Genomic DNA, 14,569 nt, shown 5'->3' on the forward strand with positions numbered 1-14,569 from the left:
TGTGAGCGAGGGCCACAAGGGCCCTCGCCACGACGCCAGCACTAACGAGTTGCCCCGCTAGTACGGCGTGAAACTAAACGCGACGACGCTTGGGCGGACGGCAACCATTGTGCGTCTGCGGTGTTACGTCGTTGATCGAACCCACTTCGAGGCCAGCGGCCTGCAGCGAGCGGATCGCAGTTTCGCGACCCGAACCCGGTCCCTTGACGAAAACGTCAACCTTCTTGACACCGTGCTCCTGAGCCTGGCGCGCGGCCGACTCAGCAGACATCTGCGCTGCATAAGGGGTCGACTTACGCGAACCCTTGAAGCCAACGACACCTGACGACGACCAGGCAAGAACTGCGCCGGTGGGGTCAGTGATGGTCACGATGGTGTTGTTGAACGTTGACTTGATGTGAGCCTGGCCCACAGCAATGTTCTTCTTTTCTTTACGACGCGGCTTACGAGCGGCCGATTTTGGTGCTGCCATTGTTTTCTCCTAAAACGTTGATGGCGACGACACTGGGGTTGAACCCAGGGTCTATCGGGCCTTCTTCTTGCCGGCTACGGTGCGCTTCGGGCCCTTGCGGGTACGAGCGTTGGTCTTCGTGCGCTGACCGTGAACGGGCAGTCCCTTGCGGTGACGGATACCCTGGTAGCTTCCGATTTCAACCTTGCGGCGGATGTCTGCTGCAACCTCACGGCGGAGGTCACCTTCTACCTGGAAGTTTCCTTCGATGTAGTCGCGCAGCGCGATGAGCTGGTCATCGGTGAGATCCTGAACGCGGATCTCTCCGCTGATCTGGGTGTCGGCGAGGGTTTTGAGTGCCCTCGTGCGGCCAACACCGTAAATGTAAGTCAGTGCGACCTCTACACGCTTGTCGCGTGGGATGTCGACGCCTGCTAGACGTGCCATAGTGGCTTCTCCTGTTTGATGAGTGGAGGTCTGTAACAGCACCTGTGCACCGGCCTCCAACCGGTGGTGTCCCCGTTGCTCATTTTCACAAGCCTCGGATCTGGTGTTGCTAGTTCTTGTATTTAGTTATGTGCGCTGCGGTGTGTGGCGATTGCTCGCCCCACCCCGTGCAACTGTGCGATCTGCTCGCGGAACCTTAGCCCTGGCGTTGCTTGTGACGCGGGTTCGACTTGCAGATAACCATGACGCGACCGTTGCGGCGAATTACGCGGCAGTTGTCGCAGATGGGCTTAACGCTGGGGTTAACCTTCATTATTTTTCCTTGTGAATCGCTGTCGTCGTTCCACTAGCCCGCAAGGGCACCGTGGACGTTACTTTCCAGCGCGGTCTACTTGTAGCGGTAGGTGATGCGGCCGCGAGTCAGGTCATACGGGCTCAGCTCTACAACTACACGGTCCTCCGGAAGGATTCGAATGTAGTTCTGTCGCATTTTGCCCGAGATGTGCGCGAGCACAACGTGGCCGTTCGTCAACTCAACACGAAACATCGCGTTGGGCAGAGCCTCGACTACTGCTCCTTCGATCTCAATGACACCGTCTTTTTTGGCCATAGCCTCTTCGTCGCTATAAGTGGGGTTCGCTGGTCTGCGTAGATTGTGGTGAGTGACTTTCGAGAAAGCCAAGGCGCGAAAAAATCGGCCTGAAACACCAAAGAGAAAGCCTACGCTAATCCCGGGCGTTTCACCAAGTTGGGGCTAAGATTGCGCGCTAACCGTTTCGACGGCAGCGGCGTAGAGAGCATCGCCCTCGCGAAGTCCCATCACTTCAGTCACGAAATCGGGGGCCGTCAGGGATGACCGCAGCTCCAGCATCCGCACGCTTTCGGGGTCTTCTGGCACGTTGAACTGCATCGCGGCGCCGACCGCACGCAGGATCGCGTGAGGAGTCGTTCCGGATGCTGCCAGTTCGCTGGCAGGACTGATGAAGCGTTCGTTGCGCGACAACTTGCGCAGCGGACTACGGCCAACGCGCTCAGGAGTGTCTGGCAAGTGCGGGTTACTAAATCGACGAGTGCACGTCGCGACATAGGCAGCGTGCTCAGCAGCGTCGAAGCTGTGCTTAGCGATGAGCATCGCGCTGGTCTCAGCTAAGACGGCATCGACCTCGGCGGAGACTTCGGGTATCGCCATCGCCGCAGAGAGAGTTTCTGCCCCACGGAGGTAGCCGTGGTAGGCGACAGTGGCGTGGCCGGTGTTGACAGTGAAGAGCTTGCGCTCAATGTAGGGCTCGAGGTTGTCGACGAAATGCACGTCGGCAATGTCGGGAACGTTGTCACCAAACGGGGCGCTCTCGATAGCCCACTCGAAAAAGTCTTCCACCGTGACGTCGAGTCCGGCAGCAGGATCTTGGGCCGGCACGATGCGGTCGACAGCAGTGTTCGCAAAAATCGCTTTCGCGGCGAGCGTTTCAGCGTCGACAGCGACCGCAACTTCGGCGCGCAGATTGTTCGTGGCGTAGAGCGCGTTCTCACACGCAAGCACCTGCAGCGGTGGCAGATCATCAGCGCGAGCTTTGATCGCCTGAGCAATCAAGGGAGCGACGAACTTGAGGATGTTGGGGCCGACAGCGGTAGTCACCATGTCGGCGGTGGCGATCTCTTCGATCACGCCTGCTTCGTTGCTCGCGCTGTTGAGTGCGCGGAAGTTGTCGACGGTCTCGGTGCGGGGCTCGGCGCCCACTTCGTGCACCTGGTAGCTGTCCGCGGCGGCGAGGCTGTCGATGAGCTCTGCGGCGACATCCGCAAACACAATCTCATAGCCAGCCTTGTGCAGGATCAGACCAACGAAGCCACGACCGATGTTGCCGGCTCCGAAGTGTACGGCCTTCATGCGTTGTTCAATTCAGCGAGAAGAGCGAGAAGTTCGTCTTCGCTTGACGCGTCAATGAGCTTCTGAACTTCGTCATTGTCGCTAAAGATCGTGGCAACGGCGGCGAGGGTGTCCATGTGGCCACCGTCTTTGCCTGCGATGCCGACAACGAAGCGAACCTCGTTGCCATCCCAATCGATGGGATCCGCGTACCGCACGAACGAGAGCGCAGACGACAAGATCGTGTCCTTGCCCTCGTTCGTGCCGTGCGGAATGGCTAGGAAGTTACCCATGAAAGTTGATGTCAACTCTTCGCGGGCCTTCATGAAGCCAAGGTACTCGGGCGTTACCGCGCCAGCAGCAATCAGAATCTCCGCCGCCTCAGCGATGGCTTCTTCTTTGGTGCGAGCGGTGCCAGCCGCTTTGATCTGGTCTAGCTCGAGTACCTTGCTCATGATTTCTCCTGTTATTCGCTAACCATGTTTACGACTTCATCGTATTTCGGACTGTTCATGAAGTTATCAACTGAAACATGGATTGCGCCGGGAACTTTCTCCGTCGCACGGTCAGTCAGCTGATTCTGCGTGATGATGAGGTCTTCCGAACCATCGAGGTTCGCAATTGCCTTGTTCGTCACGTTGACGCCCTCGATGCCGGCCTTCGCAAACTTGTTGCGGAGAACGGTTGCTCCCATGGCACTCGATCCCATGCCTGCGTCACACGCAAACACAACGTTCTGGATCTTCGTAGCAGTTGCGGCACCAGCGGTTGCGCCAGCAGCGGCAGCACCGGTTCCGAGCAGGTCGCCTACCGAGCTGTCCTTGCCCTTGTTGGAAGCGTTCTTAGCAACAGCAGCAGCAAGTGCGTCGTCGCCGTTAGCCATTGCCTCAAGGTCACGCTTACGGCCGGCGCGGATGATGACCGCAGCGACAGCGAACGAAACGGCAGCCGAGAACACTACCGACAGCAGTACGCCGACGATGCTTCCAGGAGGAGTCTGCGCGATGACCGCAATGATCGATCCAGGCGATGCCGGAGCACGCAGACCGGACTGGAAGATGACGTTCGTGAGAACACCAGTTGCTCCACCAGCAATTGCTGCAACAACGAGAAGCGGCTTAGCCAATACGTAGGGGAAGTAGATCTCGTGAATACCACCGACGAAGTGAATCAGGATGGCGCCGGGAGCGCTTGCGCGCAGCAGGCCAACACCGAACACCAAGAAGGCGAGCAGGATACCGAGGCCGGGGCCAGGGTTTGCTTCGATGAGGAAGAGGATCGACTGGCCCTTTTCGAGCGACTCTGCCGTACCGAGCGGTGTGAAGACACCGTGGTTGATGGCGTTGTTGAGGAAGAGGATCTTGCCAGGCTCAACGAAAACGCTGGCGAGCGGGAGCAGGCCGTTGTCAACGAGGAACGCGATGACGGATTCGAGACCGTTGCTGATCGCCGTAACGATCGGGGCAATGAGGAAGAACGAAGCAATCGCGAGCAGCATTCCGACGATTCCGCCGGAGAAGTTGTCAACGAGCATTTCGAAGCCGGGACGAATCTTTCCAACCCAGATCGAGTCGATCTTCTTCATGACCCATGCAGCACCAGGACCAACGATCATGGCACCCAGGAACATCGGGATACCGGCGCCGATGATGACACCCATCGTCGCGATGGTTCCGATAACTCCACCGCGGGTTCCGTAGACCATGCGGCCACCGGTGTTAGCAATGAGCAAGGGGAGTAGGTAAATGATCATCGGGCCGACGAGGCCCGTGTTCGTTACCTCAGGGTCAAGGCTCCAGCCACCGAGCTGCTGAACCCAGACCGGGTCGATGCCGAGTAGCGGCAACCAACCGGTTTGGATGAACAGTGCAGTGATAAAGCCCCAAGCGATGAATGCCGCGATGTTCGGCATCACCATTCCGCTAACGAAGGTTCCAAATTTCTGGACCCCTACGCGCGCACCGCCACTCTTGGCGGTCGTAGACGACGTTGTCATTGTTTTACTCCGATATCTGTGATGTGAGGATACTGCGAGGGAAGCGACCGAACACGACTAGCTCTCGTCGTGATCGGTACTGAGAATTTCGGTCAAGGTGGCGATAACAGCGTCGGCGCCATCGCCTTCAGCGGCGATAGTGACCTCGTCGCCGTGGGAGACACCGAGCGAGATGACGCTCAGGATGCTCGACGCATTCACCGACTTGTCGCCTTTGGCGATTGTGATGTCGAGGCCCGAGGCAGCTGCTGCCTGCGTGAAGAGTGACGCGGGACGAGCATGAAGCCCGTGCGCCGAAGCCACCCGAATAGTCTGTTCAGCCATTGTTGCTGCTTTCTGTCGTTACTTGAGGGAGGGAATCAAGAAGGTCGAGGGCAATATTTGCGCCGGCCGCATCAAAGTTCAGAGCGGGAAGCTGGATCGCCGTCGCACCAATCGCGTGGGCCGCGATTGCTGCCTGATCGAAGAAGTCGGCAACGTGGGAGCTCACCAACACGACATCCACAGAGGTGAGCGGCATGCTCAGCGCTGCAACGCTCGCGGGGGCGAAGGTATGGGGAAGTCCGCGAACAGTCGCCTGTCGACGAAGTGCGTGTGCCAAAAAGGTGCTCGAGGCACCTGCTCCGCACAAGACCAGCACCGTTGACACCTGATCGCCTCCTCGCGATAAACCTGCTCAATTCCTTCGGTATCTATATTCGCTGGGAAGGTCCCCTGAGTTCCAATAGAGAAGATTCCGCCCCCGCGGAAAGGTTCATAGGCGAGAATGGAGTTCTTATGCTCGCCAACCATGCACGACTCATCGACTACCTCGCTCAGGCCGAGGCGTGGGTTACCGCTGCCGAGCTCGCCGACAAGCTCGGCGTCACTACGCGCAGCGTGCGCAGTTATGTCACTGCGGTCAAGTCTTCAGCGCTCCCCCTTGAAGTCATCGAGTCGTCGACTTCGGGCTATCGCCTCAATCGCGACAACTACGCGGAGTTCCTTAAGGGCGCCTCGAATCGCGAGGCAGAGCGCCCCCGCGATCGGCAGTACCATCTTGTTCGTCGCCTTGGCGATGCCCCTGAAGGCACCGACATCCATGCTCTTGCCGACAGCTTCTTCGTGAGCGAGTCCACCATTGAGGCAGACTTGCGAAAGATCAAGGCTGCAGTCGAAGAGTCGGGGTTGACCCTCGCCCGCCGAGGACCGCTCGTTATCTTGTCGGGCACCGAGCCGAACCTGCGCCGCCTGTTGAGCAAAATGTTCCGCCACGAAGAGTCCCAGGGGTTCCTTGAACTCGAAAGTATTCAGCGCGAGTTCGAGTCGTCAGACCTCCGCTCGTTCAAGACCTCGCTGCTCGAACTTCTTGACTCACATGGATACTTCGTCAACGAATACGGGATCAACCATGTTTTGCTCCACGTCGCGATAGCGGCGGACCGCACGCTTCCTCGCGATTCCGAGACAACGGAGGCAGAACCGGCGGCTGCGTTGAGTACAGCGCCCGTGCACTCAACAGACGCCGCGGCGTTCTCGGACGACCTTGCGGAGCTCATTACCTCCCATTTCGGTGCGAACCTGCGCGAAGATGACCTCAACGAGATCGAGCTGCTGCTCACTACGCGCGTGATCACCCGCGCTGCCAGCCCCGACTCCCCCGCCGATGTCGATCTAGAAGAACTCACGACACGCGTGCGCCGCACTGTGAAACACGTCGGCGAGGAATATCTCATCGATCTTGACGATGACGACTTCATCATGAGGTTGTCCCTGCACGTGCGCAATCTCATCTTGCGCGCCCAAGATCTCTCTTACTCTCGCAACCCCATGACTCGGTCGATCAAGACCACTTACCCGATGATTTACGAGCTCGCCGTCTTTATCGCCGCAGAAGTGCAACGTGATGAGGGCATCACGATCCACGACGATGAGATCTCCTACATCGCCCTCCACGTTGGGTCGCACCTCGAACGTCAAGCGAAACGCGAAGTGCGGCTCACCGCTGCGCTCGTGTGCCCCAACTATCACGATCTCCACGTCATCCTGAGGGAGCGCATTGAAGCAGTGCTCGGCGACGAGTTGCAACTTCGCATCGTGATCACGCGCACCGATGTCGACCTCGCCGAACTTTCAACGGATCTCGTGCTCACGACAATCGATCTGCGGTCGTTCGCCGACAATGTCGTGCTCATCCAGCCGTTCTTGACCGAAACCGATGTCGATGCGATTCGCCGCACGATCAGTCGCATCCGTCGTCTACGTCGCCGTCGAGAGCTTACTGATGAGCTCTTGCGATTCTTCGACCCTGCGCTTTTCTTGCGCAATTTCACGGCTCCCAGCGAGGAGGCAATGATCGCTGCCCTCGGTCATCGGATGATCGAAGCTGGCGTGATCGACCACGGCTACATCACGGGCGCCATCGAACGGGAACGTATGTCATCGACGGCGTTCACTGACACGCTGGCTGTTCCCCACGCGATGACCATGAATGCCCATCGCACCGCTATCAGCATCGTCATTAATGAAACGCCGATGCCGTGGGGCGAGAACAAAGTTAACGTCATCGCTTTGATCGCCTTCAGCGCTGCCGGACGCACGACGTTCCAGACGGTGTTCGATCAGTTCGTCACCGTATTTTCGGATCGCGATTACGTGCAGCAACTCGTCAAGAAAGCAGTCGACTTTCCCACCTTTATCGACGAACTCGTTCGCGGCATCGAAAGCTAGCAAGCGGCGAGCGGGCTACTGCGAGATAGTGCGGGGCGCGAAAGCGATCGCCGCGTACCAGTCACGAATAGTCTGCTTTTGTGAGGCGTTGCAGGTATACCCGTAGCCGCCGAGCTCCCAATACTCATACTCGCTCACCCATACGGTTTGCTCGACCGCCCAGCCGTCGAGATAAGTGAGAGCAAAGCAGTCGGCCATGATCTCGTACTTCGGCGCATCCACGGTTGCATTCGCAACGAAGGCATCCACAGCCTTCTCTGTCTCGTCGAAGTTTGTGAACTGCAACACGTGGGCGTACTCGTGATAGGCGAGCCCTGTGCGCTGCCACGTGTTCATATACGGCTGCTGGTCGGACTGTGCATCGTAGTGCGCCGTATAGGGGTCATCAGAGGTCACGCACCCCGCAACGTCCTGCCCACACAACGCGTCCGCATCATCGACAGCAGAGAGAGCAAAACCGCGACCCAAGGAATCAGTAACCGATTCCATAGTCGTGCCGGTTGAATTAGTGGCGAGGTTTGTGGCGGCGGCAGCGAGCGTCTCTTGGAGTGCCACGGTTGTCTCTTCGACACGGAGGGAATCCTCGCGCACTTCCTGCGCATCCCACCTGTCTTTCCAAGTCTGCTGCGCCCAACCCTCATAGCGGTCGAGGTTCACCACTCCCCCCACACGCACGCCTTCGAACTCGGCGACGACCGCCATGAGGCCGTCCATTGCGAGACCGAAGGTTTGCTTTTCATCGATGAGTTCGATTTGCTCTTCGATCTCACGATCCTTCTGCTCGATCGCTTCTCTAGCCTGTTCAAGGCGAACAAAGGTAAGCACGAACAGTACGGCTGCGGCCACGAACGCGAGGGCAAGAACAACGACGGTGATGATGAGCCCGCGACGCCGAGACGGCTGTCCAGGGACATCCGCGACTGTAGCGGCATCAGTGACCGTAGCGGCATCAGGTGCAGGCTCTACGGCATGCGAACTTAGAGGCTCAGGATCCTGCTGAGAGTTCGACACATCGTTCGACATCCACAAGCCCCTTGTTGTCGGGGTGGGTAGCAACGCACGGCGCAGCGAGAGCTGCTAGTGGCGCTAGCCACCGATCAAAGTTCTAGCGAGAACCCGCATCAGTGGCAGAGATGCCGCGATCGAACAGACCCTCAGTGATTCGCGCGGTAACCGCGTCGATTTCACCGAGAGCATCGATCGTTACGAGCACGCCGCGGTCTGCATAGACCTTCACGAGCGGAGCTGTCTGCTCGCTGTACACCTCGAGGCGATGACGAACTACCTCTTCGGTATCGTCGCTGCGGCCCTGTTCGAGAGCACGCTTGCGAAGACGCCCCACAACAACGTCAGGGTCTGCCTCGAGCTCAACGACGACATCGAGCGCGGCACCGTGGGTCGCCAAGAATTCGTCAAGCTCACGGACCTGATCAGTCGTGCGAGGGTAACCATCAAGCAAGAAGCCCTGCTTGGCATCCTGCTCCTCGAGACGATCGCGAATCAGTGCGTTCGTGAGCGAGTCGGGAACATTGTCGCCGGCATCCATGAATGCTTTGGCTTTGTTCCCGAGTTCGGTGCCATTCTTCACATTGCTGCGAAAAATGTCACCGGTCGAAATTGCAGGAACGCCGTAGATCTCGGCAAGACGAGCAGCCTGAGTGCCTTTTCCAGCACCAGGGGGACCAATCAAGAGAAGTCGTGTCAACGCAACAAACCTTCGTAATGGCGCTGCTGCAACTGTGAATCGATCTGCTTGACGGTCTCAAGACCGACACCAACGATAATCAGGATGCTAGCTCCGCCGAATGGGAAATTCTGGTTGGCCCCGATGACTACGAACGCAATCAGCGGGATCATTGCCACAAGACCAAGGTACAAAGAACCAGGCAAAGTGACGCGAGTCAGGACGTAGTCGAGGTACTCCGCGGTCGGTCGACCGGCACGGATACCAGGAATGAAGCCGCCATACTTCTTCATGTTGTCAGCGACTTCTTCAGGGTTGAAGGTAATCGCTACATAGAAGTAGGTGAAGCCCACGATGAGCAGGAAGTAACCGATCATGTAGATCGGGCTATCGCCGGAGACCAAGTTGTTCTGGACCCAGACAACCCACGCTGAAGAAGTTTCGCCAGCTTGTGGCTGGTTGAACTGCGCGATCAAGGCGGGGAGGTACAACAGCGACGAAGCGAAGATCACGGGGATCACGCCGGCCATGTTGACCTTGATCGGGATGTAGGTGTTGTTGCCGCCGTAGGTGCGACGACCAACCATGCGTTTTGCGTACTGCACGGGGATGCGTCGTTGCGACTGCTCAACGAATACAACGGCAGCCATAATGAGGATGCCCATGAGCAGCACAAGAACGAACGTCTCGATTCCGCTGGCTACGTAGATGCCCCAGAGCGCGCTCGGGAAGGTTGCAGCGATCGAAGTGAAGATCAACAGCGACATACCGTTACCGATACCGCGCTCGGTGACCAGTTCACCCATCCACATGATGAGGCCGGTTCCGGCGGTCATGGTGATCACCATGAGCAAGATCGCGTACCACGCATCGTTTGTGATGAGCTGGCTACATTCTGGAGTACCAGCCGACTGGAACAGTGCGCCGCTTCGCGCAACCGTGATCAGCGTCGTGGACTGGAGGATCGCGAGAGCGATCGTGAGGTAACGCGTGTACTGAGTCAGCGTTGCCTGGCCAGACTGGCCCTCTTTGTGAAGAGTTTCGAAGTGTGGGATGACCACACGAAGTAGTTGCACGATGATCGACGCCGTGATGTACGGCATGATTCCGAGTGCAAATACGGAAAGTTGAAGGAGCGCCCCACCACTGAAGAGGTTGATGAGGTCATACAATCCGCCACTCGAAGCATTAGCTGCGAGACAGGCCTGGACGTTACCAAAGTCAACGAACGGCGCGGGGATGAAGGAGCCAAGTCTAAACAGCGCAATGATGCCTAGCGTGAACCCGATCTTCCTGCGAAGGTCAGGCGTGCGGATTATCCGCGCGACAGCTTTAAACACAAGGCCTCCGATTTATCTATGTACTACGGGCGAGTGGGGAATCCCAATGCGGGATTCCCCACTCAACCTGCCTGCGTTTGTCACCGGTGTGACCAACGCGACACTAACGTTTGTCGTAGTGACAGTTACTGAACCGAACCGCCGGCTGCAACGATCTTCTGCTCGGCAGAGCCGGAGACCTTGTCAACTACAACGTTCAGCTTAACCGTAATATCACCCTGACCAAGAACCTTGACCTTTTCGTTCTTACGAACCGCGCCCTTGGACACGAGGTCAGCAACGGTTACGTCGCCTCCCTTGGGGTAAAGTTCCGCGAGCTTTTCGAGGTTAACAACCTGGTACTCGACGCGGAACGGGTTCTTGAATCCGCGCAGCTTAGGCGCACGCATTACGAAGTTGATGTTTCCACCTTCGAAACCAACGCGCATGTTGTAACGCGCCTTGGTTCCCTTGGTTCCACGGCCCGCGGTCTTACCCTTGGAGCCTTCACCACGGCCAACACGCATACGGTCTTTCTTAGCACCGGCAGCGGGACGGAGGTGGTGCATTTTCAGAACCTGCGGGCGGCTTGCAACATCATCGCTCGAGGACTTCGTGGTGGTCGACGCCTTAGCAGCGGTCGACTTCGCAGGAGCCTTCGTGGCGGATGCCTTCGCAGCAGGAGCCTTGTCAGCTGCGGCCTTTGCAGGAGCAGCCTTCTTGGCAGCAGGTGCTTTCGCAGCTGCGGCCTTCTTTGGGGTTTCTTTCTCGTCAGCCATTAGTCAATCTCCTCGACCTTGACAAGGTGAGCGACCGTGTTGACGTAACCACGGTTCTGCGAGTTGTCCTCGCGCACAACCACGGAACCGATGCGCTTGAGCCCAAGGCTGCGCAGCGTGTCGCGTTGGTTCTGCTTCTCACTAATTTTGGACTTGATCTGGGTTACCTTCAGGCGACCAGCCATCAGACACCTGCCTTAGCTTCAGCCTCGGCGCGCAGCAAGCGAGCCGGGATAACGTGTTCTGCATCGAGCCCACGACGAGCGGCAACCGAACGCGGCTCTTCGAGCTGCTTGAGTGCCTCAACCGTTGCGTGAACGATGTTGATCGTGTTCGAGGAACCGAGCGACTTGCTCAGTACATCGTGGATACCGGCGCACTCGAGTACGGCGCGAACGGGTCCACCAGCGATAACACCGGTACCAGCGGATGCGGGACGCAGCAGGACTACACCTGCAGCTGCCTCGCCCTGGACCGAGTGAGGGATAGTAGCGCCGACGCGAGGAACGCGGAAGAAGTTCTTCTTCGCCTCTTCGACACCCTTGGAGATCGCGAGAGGAACCTCACGAGCCTTGCCGTATCCGACTCCAACCATTCCGTTACCGTCACCGACGACGACGAGAGCGGTGAAGCTAAAGCGACGACCACCCTTGACAACCTTCGATACACGGTTGATGGTGACGACGCGCTCCAGGAACTGGTTCTTGTCGTTGTCGCGGCTGTTGTTACCACCACGGCCACCACGGTCGGGTCCACGCTCACGGCCGCCACGACGAGCCTCGCGGGGCTCGCTCGTTACGTCGGTCGCGGGGGCGTCTACGACGACCTCGGGTACGGAGATGGCGCTAGTCGCCTCAGCGGCCACGGCCTGCTCCTTGTTTGTTGTCTTGTTGTCCACGTTGTCGCTCACAGGTTCAATCCACCCTCTCGCGCTCCGTCGGCGATAGCTGCAACGCGACCTGCGTAACGGCTTCCACCACGATCAAATACGACGGCCTCAACACCGGCCTGCTTCGCGCGCTCGGCGACCATTTCGCCGATCTTGCGTGCCTTGGCGGTCTTGTCTCCATCGAACGTACGCATGTCCGACTCCATGGTCGATGCAGAAGCGACGGTAACGCCCTTCGAGTCATCAACAACCTGGACGAATACGTGACGCGCTGAGCGCGTAACCACGAGACGGGGGCGCACCTCGGTGCCCACAACCTTCTTGCGGAGACGTGCGTGACGGCGGCCCTTAGCGGCCGACTTGCTCTTACCTCTGGTTCCGAGAGCCATGTCTACTTACCACTCTTTCCGGCCTTGCGACGAACAACTTCGCCGGCGTAGCGCACACCCTTGCCCTTGTAGGGCTCTGGCTTGCGCAATTTACGAATGTTGGCTGCTACTTCGCCAACCGCCTGCTTGTCGATGCCGCTGACAACTAGTTTGTTATTGCCCTCGACCGCGAAGCTGATGCCTGCGGGCGGGTCAACGGTGATCGAGTGCGAGTACCCGAGAGCAAACTCAATTGAGCTGCCCTTTGCGGTGACACGGTAACCAGTACCAACGACCTCAAGGCCCTTGGTGTATCCATCGGTAACACCGATGATCTGGTTAGCGATGAGTGTACGAGTCAAGCCGTGCAGTGAACGCGATTCGCGCTCGTCGTCGGGACGGGTTACGAGAACCTGACCCTCTTCGAGTGCTACAGCGATAGGTGCCTTGACGGTGAGCGCAAGCTCACCCTTCGGGCCCTTTACAGTGACGTCCTGGCCGTTGATGGTGAGTGTGACACCAGCGGGGACATCAATAGGAAGTCTTCCGATACGTGACATTTTGGGTTACCACACGTAGGCGAGGACTTCCCCACCTACGCCCTTCTGAGTCGCCTCTTTGTCGGTCAGAAGACCGGAGGAGGTGGACAAAATAGCCACACCGAGTCCGCCAAGAACCTTGGGGATTTCGGTCGAGCGAGCGTAGACACGAAGACCAGGCTTCGAGACGCGCTTGATTCCCTTGATGGAACGCTCGCGAGTGGGGCTGTACTTGAGTTCGATCGTGAGGGTCTGGCCCACGCGAGCGTCCTCGGTGCTCCAGCTGAGGATGTATCCCTCAGCCTTGAGCATTTCAGCCAGGCGCGACTTCAGCTTGCTGTTAGGCATTGAAACGCTGTCGTGGTGCGCCGAATTGGCGTTGCGCAGTCTGGTCAGCATGTCAGCGACCGGATCTGTCATTGTCATTATGTGTTTCCTGTCTCAACTGGTTTCGGCATCCGTTACACGAAGGCCGACCTGGTCGATCGGTGTTACTTGGTTAGTTAGATGCGTTCTCAGCGGTGCGGAAGGGGAAGCCCAGAGCCTTAAGCAATGCGCGACCTTCTTCGTTGTTCTTACCGGTGGTGACGATAGTGATATCGAAACCACGAACGCGGTCAATCTTGTCCTGGTCGATCTCGTGGAACATGGACTGTTCCGTGAGGCCGAAGGTGTAGTTACCGTTGCCATCGAACTGCTTGTCCGACAGACCGCGGAAGTCACGGATACGCGGAAGCGCCAGCGTGATCAGGCGGTCGAGGAACTCCCAAGCGCGGTCACCACGGAGGGTAACGTGTGCGCCAATAGGCTGTCCTTCACGAAGCTTGAACTGAGCGATCGACTTGCGAGCGCTAGTTACGTACGGCTTCTGACCGGTGATCGCGGTGAGGTCCTTGACGGCCCCATCGATGATCTTTCCGTCGCGAGCAGCTTCACCAACACCAGTGTTGACGACGACCTTAACGATCCCCGGAACCTGGTGGACATTGGTGAGTCCAAGATCCTTCTTGAGCTGAGCCGCAAGTTCATCGCGGTACTTCTGCTTGAGGCGCGGCTGGATTTTGCCAGCAGCAGGTGCAGTCGTCGTCATTAGTCTGCGTCCTTCTCGGTTGCCTTCTCGGCATCCTTCTTCGAAGCCTTGGGCTCAGCCTTAGCTGCCTTTGACTTCTTGGTCTCTACGCGGCGCGACTTCTTGAAGAAGCGCTCGCGCGTGGTCTTGCCACGGTCATCGGTGCCGACGGTAAAGCCAACACGAGCCGGGAGCTTGGTCTCGGGGTCAACGAGGGCGACGTTCGACACGTGAATTGATGCCTCCATCGTCTCGATGCCACCGGTCTTGGTTCCACGCTGAGTCTGGCCAACCTTGACGTGCTTGGTGACGAAGTTGACACCCTCCACGACAATGCGGTCTTTTCCAGCGATAACACTGATTACGCGACCCTGCTTGCCGCGGCTTCCGCCACGCTCTTCGGTCGGGCCGCTGATGACCTGTACGAGGTCACCCTTGCGAATCTTTGCCAT

Annotated in this window: 20 protein-coding genes and 1 pseudogene; 1 reads left to right on the forward strand and 20 read right to left on the reverse strand. The window is 58.1% G+C overall.

Features of this window, described 5'->3' with window-relative positions:
- Positions 1–73: 73 nt before the first annotated feature.
- The 9 genes from rpsK to I6E81_RS05975 all read right to left on the reverse strand — a co-directional run bounded on the left by rpsK (position 74) and on the right by I6E81_RS05975 (position 5,410).
- The gene (gene rpsK / locus I6E81_RS05935; RefSeq protein WP_197106438.1) at positions 74–472 is read right to left on the reverse strand and encodes a 30S ribosomal protein S11; all 399 of its coding nucleotides are present in this window, start codon (positions 470–472) and stop codon (positions 74–76) included.
- 51 nt (positions 473–523) lie between these two features.
- On the reverse strand, positions 524–898 hold the full coding sequence (gene rpsM, locus I6E81_RS05940; RefSeq protein WP_197106439.1) for a 30S ribosomal protein S13: 375 nt from the start codon (positions 896–898) through the stop codon (positions 524–526).
- 196 nt (positions 899–1,094) lie between these two features.
- Positions 1,095–1,211: a 50S ribosomal protein L36 gene (gene rpmJ / locus I6E81_RS05945; RefSeq protein ID WP_197106440.1), complete on the reverse strand. Its 117-nt coding sequence runs from the start codon at positions 1,209–1,211 to the stop codon at positions 1,095–1,097.
- A 75-nt stretch (positions 1,212–1,286) separates the two neighbouring features.
- Positions 1,287–1,508, reverse strand: coding sequence for a translation initiation factor IF-1 (gene infA, locus I6E81_RS05950; RefSeq protein WP_010203795.1), 222 nt, complete (start codon positions 1,506–1,508; stop codon positions 1,287–1,289).
- Positions 1,509–1,652: 144 nt separating this feature from the next.
- On the reverse strand, positions 1,653–2,786 hold the full coding sequence (locus I6E81_RS05955; RefSeq protein WP_197106441.1) for a mannitol-1-phosphate 5-dehydrogenase: 1,134 nt from the start codon (positions 2,784–2,786) through the stop codon (positions 1,653–1,655).
- Positions 2,783–3,220 carry a PTS sugar transporter subunit IIA gene (locus tag I6E81_RS05960; RefSeq protein WP_197106442.1) on the reverse strand — a complete coding sequence of 146 codons (438 nt, stop codon included), beginning with the start codon at positions 3,218–3,220 and terminating at the stop codon, positions 2,783–2,785. Before I6E81_RS05960 ends, I6E81_RS05955 begins: the two co-directional genes overlap by 4 nt.
- 11 nt (positions 3,221–3,231) lie before the next feature.
- Complete coding sequence (locus I6E81_RS05965; protein ID WP_197106443.1) at positions 3,232–4,761, reverse strand: PTS mannitol transporter subunit IICB; 1,530 nt, start codon at positions 4,759–4,761, stop codon at positions 3,232–3,234.
- Positions 4,762–4,818: 57 nt separating this feature from the next.
- Positions 4,819–5,085, reverse strand: a complete 267-nt coding sequence (locus I6E81_RS05970; RefSeq protein WP_197106444.1) for an HPr family phosphocarrier protein — start codon at positions 5,083–5,085, stop codon at positions 4,819–4,821.
- The gene (locus I6E81_RS05975) at positions 5,078–5,410 is read right to left on the reverse strand and encodes a PTS sugar transporter subunit IIB (RefSeq protein WP_197106445.1); all 333 of its coding nucleotides are present in this window, start codon (positions 5,408–5,410) and stop codon (positions 5,078–5,080) included. Before I6E81_RS05975 ends, I6E81_RS05970 begins: the two co-directional genes overlap by 8 nt.
- Positions 5,411–5,538: 128 nt before the next feature.
- On the opposite strand from I6E81_RS05975, the gene I6E81_RS05980 reads away from it, so the two are divergent.
- A complete protein-coding gene (locus tag I6E81_RS05980; protein ID WP_197106446.1) occupies positions 5,539–7,470 on the forward strand; it encodes a transcription antiterminator in 1,932 nt (643 codons plus the stop codon).
- A gap of 15 nt (positions 7,471–7,485) precedes the next feature.
- Here I6E81_RS05980 and I6E81_RS05985 read toward each other — a convergent pair whose 3' ends face one another.
- The 11 genes and pseudogenes from I6E81_RS05985 to rplX all read right to left on the reverse strand — a co-directional run.
- The gene (locus tag I6E81_RS05985; protein ID WP_197106447.1) at positions 7,486–8,493 is read right to left on the reverse strand and encodes a hypothetical protein; all 1,008 of its coding nucleotides are present in this window, start codon (positions 8,491–8,493) and stop codon (positions 7,486–7,488) included.
- 82 nt (positions 8,494–8,575) lie between these two features.
- Complete coding sequence (locus I6E81_RS05990; protein ID WP_197106448.1) at positions 8,576–9,175, reverse strand: adenylate kinase; 600 nt, start codon at positions 9,173–9,175, stop codon at positions 8,576–8,578.
- Positions 9,172–10,494: a preprotein translocase subunit SecY gene (gene secY / locus I6E81_RS05995; RefSeq protein WP_197106449.1), complete on the reverse strand. Its 1,323-nt coding sequence runs from the start codon at positions 10,492–10,494 to the stop codon at positions 9,172–9,174. The genes I6E81_RS05990 and secY overlap by 4 nt, the downstream gene beginning before the upstream one ends.
- Positions 10,495–10,619: 125 nt before the next feature.
- Positions 10,620–11,252 carry a 50S ribosomal protein L15 gene (gene rplO, locus I6E81_RS06000; protein WP_197106450.1) on the reverse strand — a complete coding sequence of 211 codons (633 nt, stop codon included), beginning with the start codon at positions 11,250–11,252 and terminating at the stop codon, positions 10,620–10,622.
- The gene (gene rpmD, locus I6E81_RS06005; protein WP_009773114.1) at positions 11,252–11,437 is read right to left on the reverse strand and encodes a 50S ribosomal protein L30; all 186 of its coding nucleotides are present in this window, start codon (positions 11,435–11,437) and stop codon (positions 11,252–11,254) included. Before rpmD ends, rplO begins: the two co-directional genes overlap by 1 nt.
- Positions 11,437–12,162, reverse strand: coding sequence for a 30S ribosomal protein S5 (gene rpsE, locus I6E81_RS06010; protein ID WP_197106451.1), 726 nt, complete (start codon positions 12,160–12,162; stop codon positions 11,437–11,439). Before rpsE ends, rpmD begins: the two co-directional genes overlap by 1 nt.
- Positions 12,159–12,530 (reverse strand): 50S ribosomal protein L18, encoded by a 372-nt coding sequence (gene rplR, locus I6E81_RS06015; protein ID WP_100388203.1) that lies wholly within the window; start codon positions 12,528–12,530, stop codon positions 12,159–12,161. Before rplR ends, rpsE begins: the two co-directional genes overlap by 4 nt.
- A gap of 2 nt (positions 12,531–12,532) precedes the next feature.
- Entirely contained in the window at positions 12,533–13,069 is a 537-nt protein-coding gene (gene rplF, locus I6E81_RS06020) for a 50S ribosomal protein L6 (RefSeq protein ID WP_197106452.1), read from the reverse strand.
- A gap of 6 nt (positions 13,070–13,075) precedes the next feature.
- Positions 13,076–13,474 carry a 30S ribosomal protein S8 gene (gene rpsH, locus I6E81_RS06025; RefSeq protein WP_197106453.1) on the reverse strand — a complete coding sequence of 133 codons (399 nt, stop codon included), beginning with the start codon at positions 13,472–13,474 and terminating at the stop codon, positions 13,076–13,078.
- Between the two features lie 73 nt (positions 13,475–13,547).
- Positions 13,548–14,138 (reverse strand): 50S ribosomal protein L5, encoded by a 591-nt coding sequence (gene rplE / locus I6E81_RS06030; RefSeq protein WP_197106454.1) that lies wholly within the window; start codon positions 14,136–14,138, stop codon positions 13,548–13,550.
- Between the two features lie 89 nt (positions 14,139–14,227).
- Positions 14,228–14,569 (reverse strand): annotated as a pseudogene (gene rplX / locus I6E81_RS06035) (50S ribosomal protein L24); the annotation flags it as partial.

The sequence above is a fragment of the Salinibacterium sp. NG22 genome (assembly GCF_015864925.1).
Classification (GTDB): Bacteria; Actinomycetota; Actinomycetes; order Actinomycetales; family Microbacteriaceae; genus Rhodoglobus.

What these genes read in the sequence shown, in the direction of transcription:
- rpmJ (WP_197106440.1), bottom strand. Translation starts at nt 1,211, where the DNA reads ATGAAGGTTAACCCCAGCGTTAAGCCCATCTGCGACAACTGCCGCGTA.
- rpsK (WP_197106438.1), bottom strand. Translation starts at nt 472, where the DNA reads ATGGCAGCACCAAAATCGGCCGCTCGTAAGCCGCGTCGTAAAGAAAAG.
- rplE (WP_197106454.1), bottom strand. Translation starts at nt 14,138, where the DNA reads ATGACGACGACTGCACCTGCTGCTGGCAAAATCCAGCCGCGCCTCAAG.
- rplR (WP_100388203.1), bottom strand. Translation starts at nt 12,530, where the DNA reads ATGGCTCTCGGAACCAGAGGTAAGAGCAAGTCGGCCGCTAAGGGCCGC.
- I6E81_RS05960 (WP_197106442.1), bottom strand. Translation starts at nt 3,220, where the DNA reads ATGAGCAAGGTACTCGAGCTAGACCAGATCAAAGCGGCTGGCACCGCT.
- rpsH (WP_197106453.1), bottom strand. Translation starts at nt 13,474, where the DNA reads ATGACAATGACAGATCCGGTCGCTGACATGCTGACCAGACTGCGCAAC.
- I6E81_RS05985 (WP_197106447.1), bottom strand. Translation starts at nt 8,493, where the DNA reads ATGTCGAACGATGTGTCGAACTCTCAGCAGGATCCTGAGCCTCTAAGT.
- rpsM (WP_197106439.1), bottom strand. Translation starts at nt 898, where the DNA reads ATGGCACGTCTAGCAGGCGTCGACATCCCACGCGACAAGCGTGTAGAG.
- rplO (WP_197106450.1), bottom strand. Translation starts at nt 11,252, where the DNA reads ATGGCTGACGAGAAAGAAACCCCAAAGAAGGCCGCAGCTGCGAAAGCA.
- I6E81_RS05980 (WP_197106446.1), top strand. Translation starts at nt 5,539, where the DNA reads ATGCTCGCCAACCATGCACGACTCATCGACTACCTCGCTCAGGCCGAG.
- rpmD (WP_009773114.1), bottom strand. Translation starts at nt 11,437, where the DNA reads ATGGCTGGTCGCCTGAAGGTAACCCAGATCAAGTCCAAAATTAGTGAG.
- I6E81_RS05970 (WP_197106444.1), bottom strand. Translation starts at nt 5,085, where the DNA reads ATGGCTGAACAGACTATTCGGGTGGCTTCGGCGCACGGGCTTCATGCT.
- rplF (WP_197106452.1), bottom strand. Translation starts at nt 13,069, where the DNA reads ATGTCACGTATCGGAAGACTTCCTATTGATGTCCCCGCTGGTGTCACA.
- I6E81_RS05965 (WP_197106443.1), bottom strand. Translation starts at nt 4,761, where the DNA reads ATGACAACGTCGTCTACGACCGCCAAGAGTGGCGGTGCGCGCGTAGGG.
- infA (WP_010203795.1), bottom strand. Translation starts at nt 1,508, where the DNA reads ATGGCCAAAAAAGACGGTGTCATTGAGATCGAAGGAGCAGTAGTCGAG.
- I6E81_RS05955 (WP_197106441.1), bottom strand. Translation starts at nt 2,786, where the DNA reads ATGAAGGCCGTACACTTCGGAGCCGGCAACATCGGTCGTGGCTTCGTT.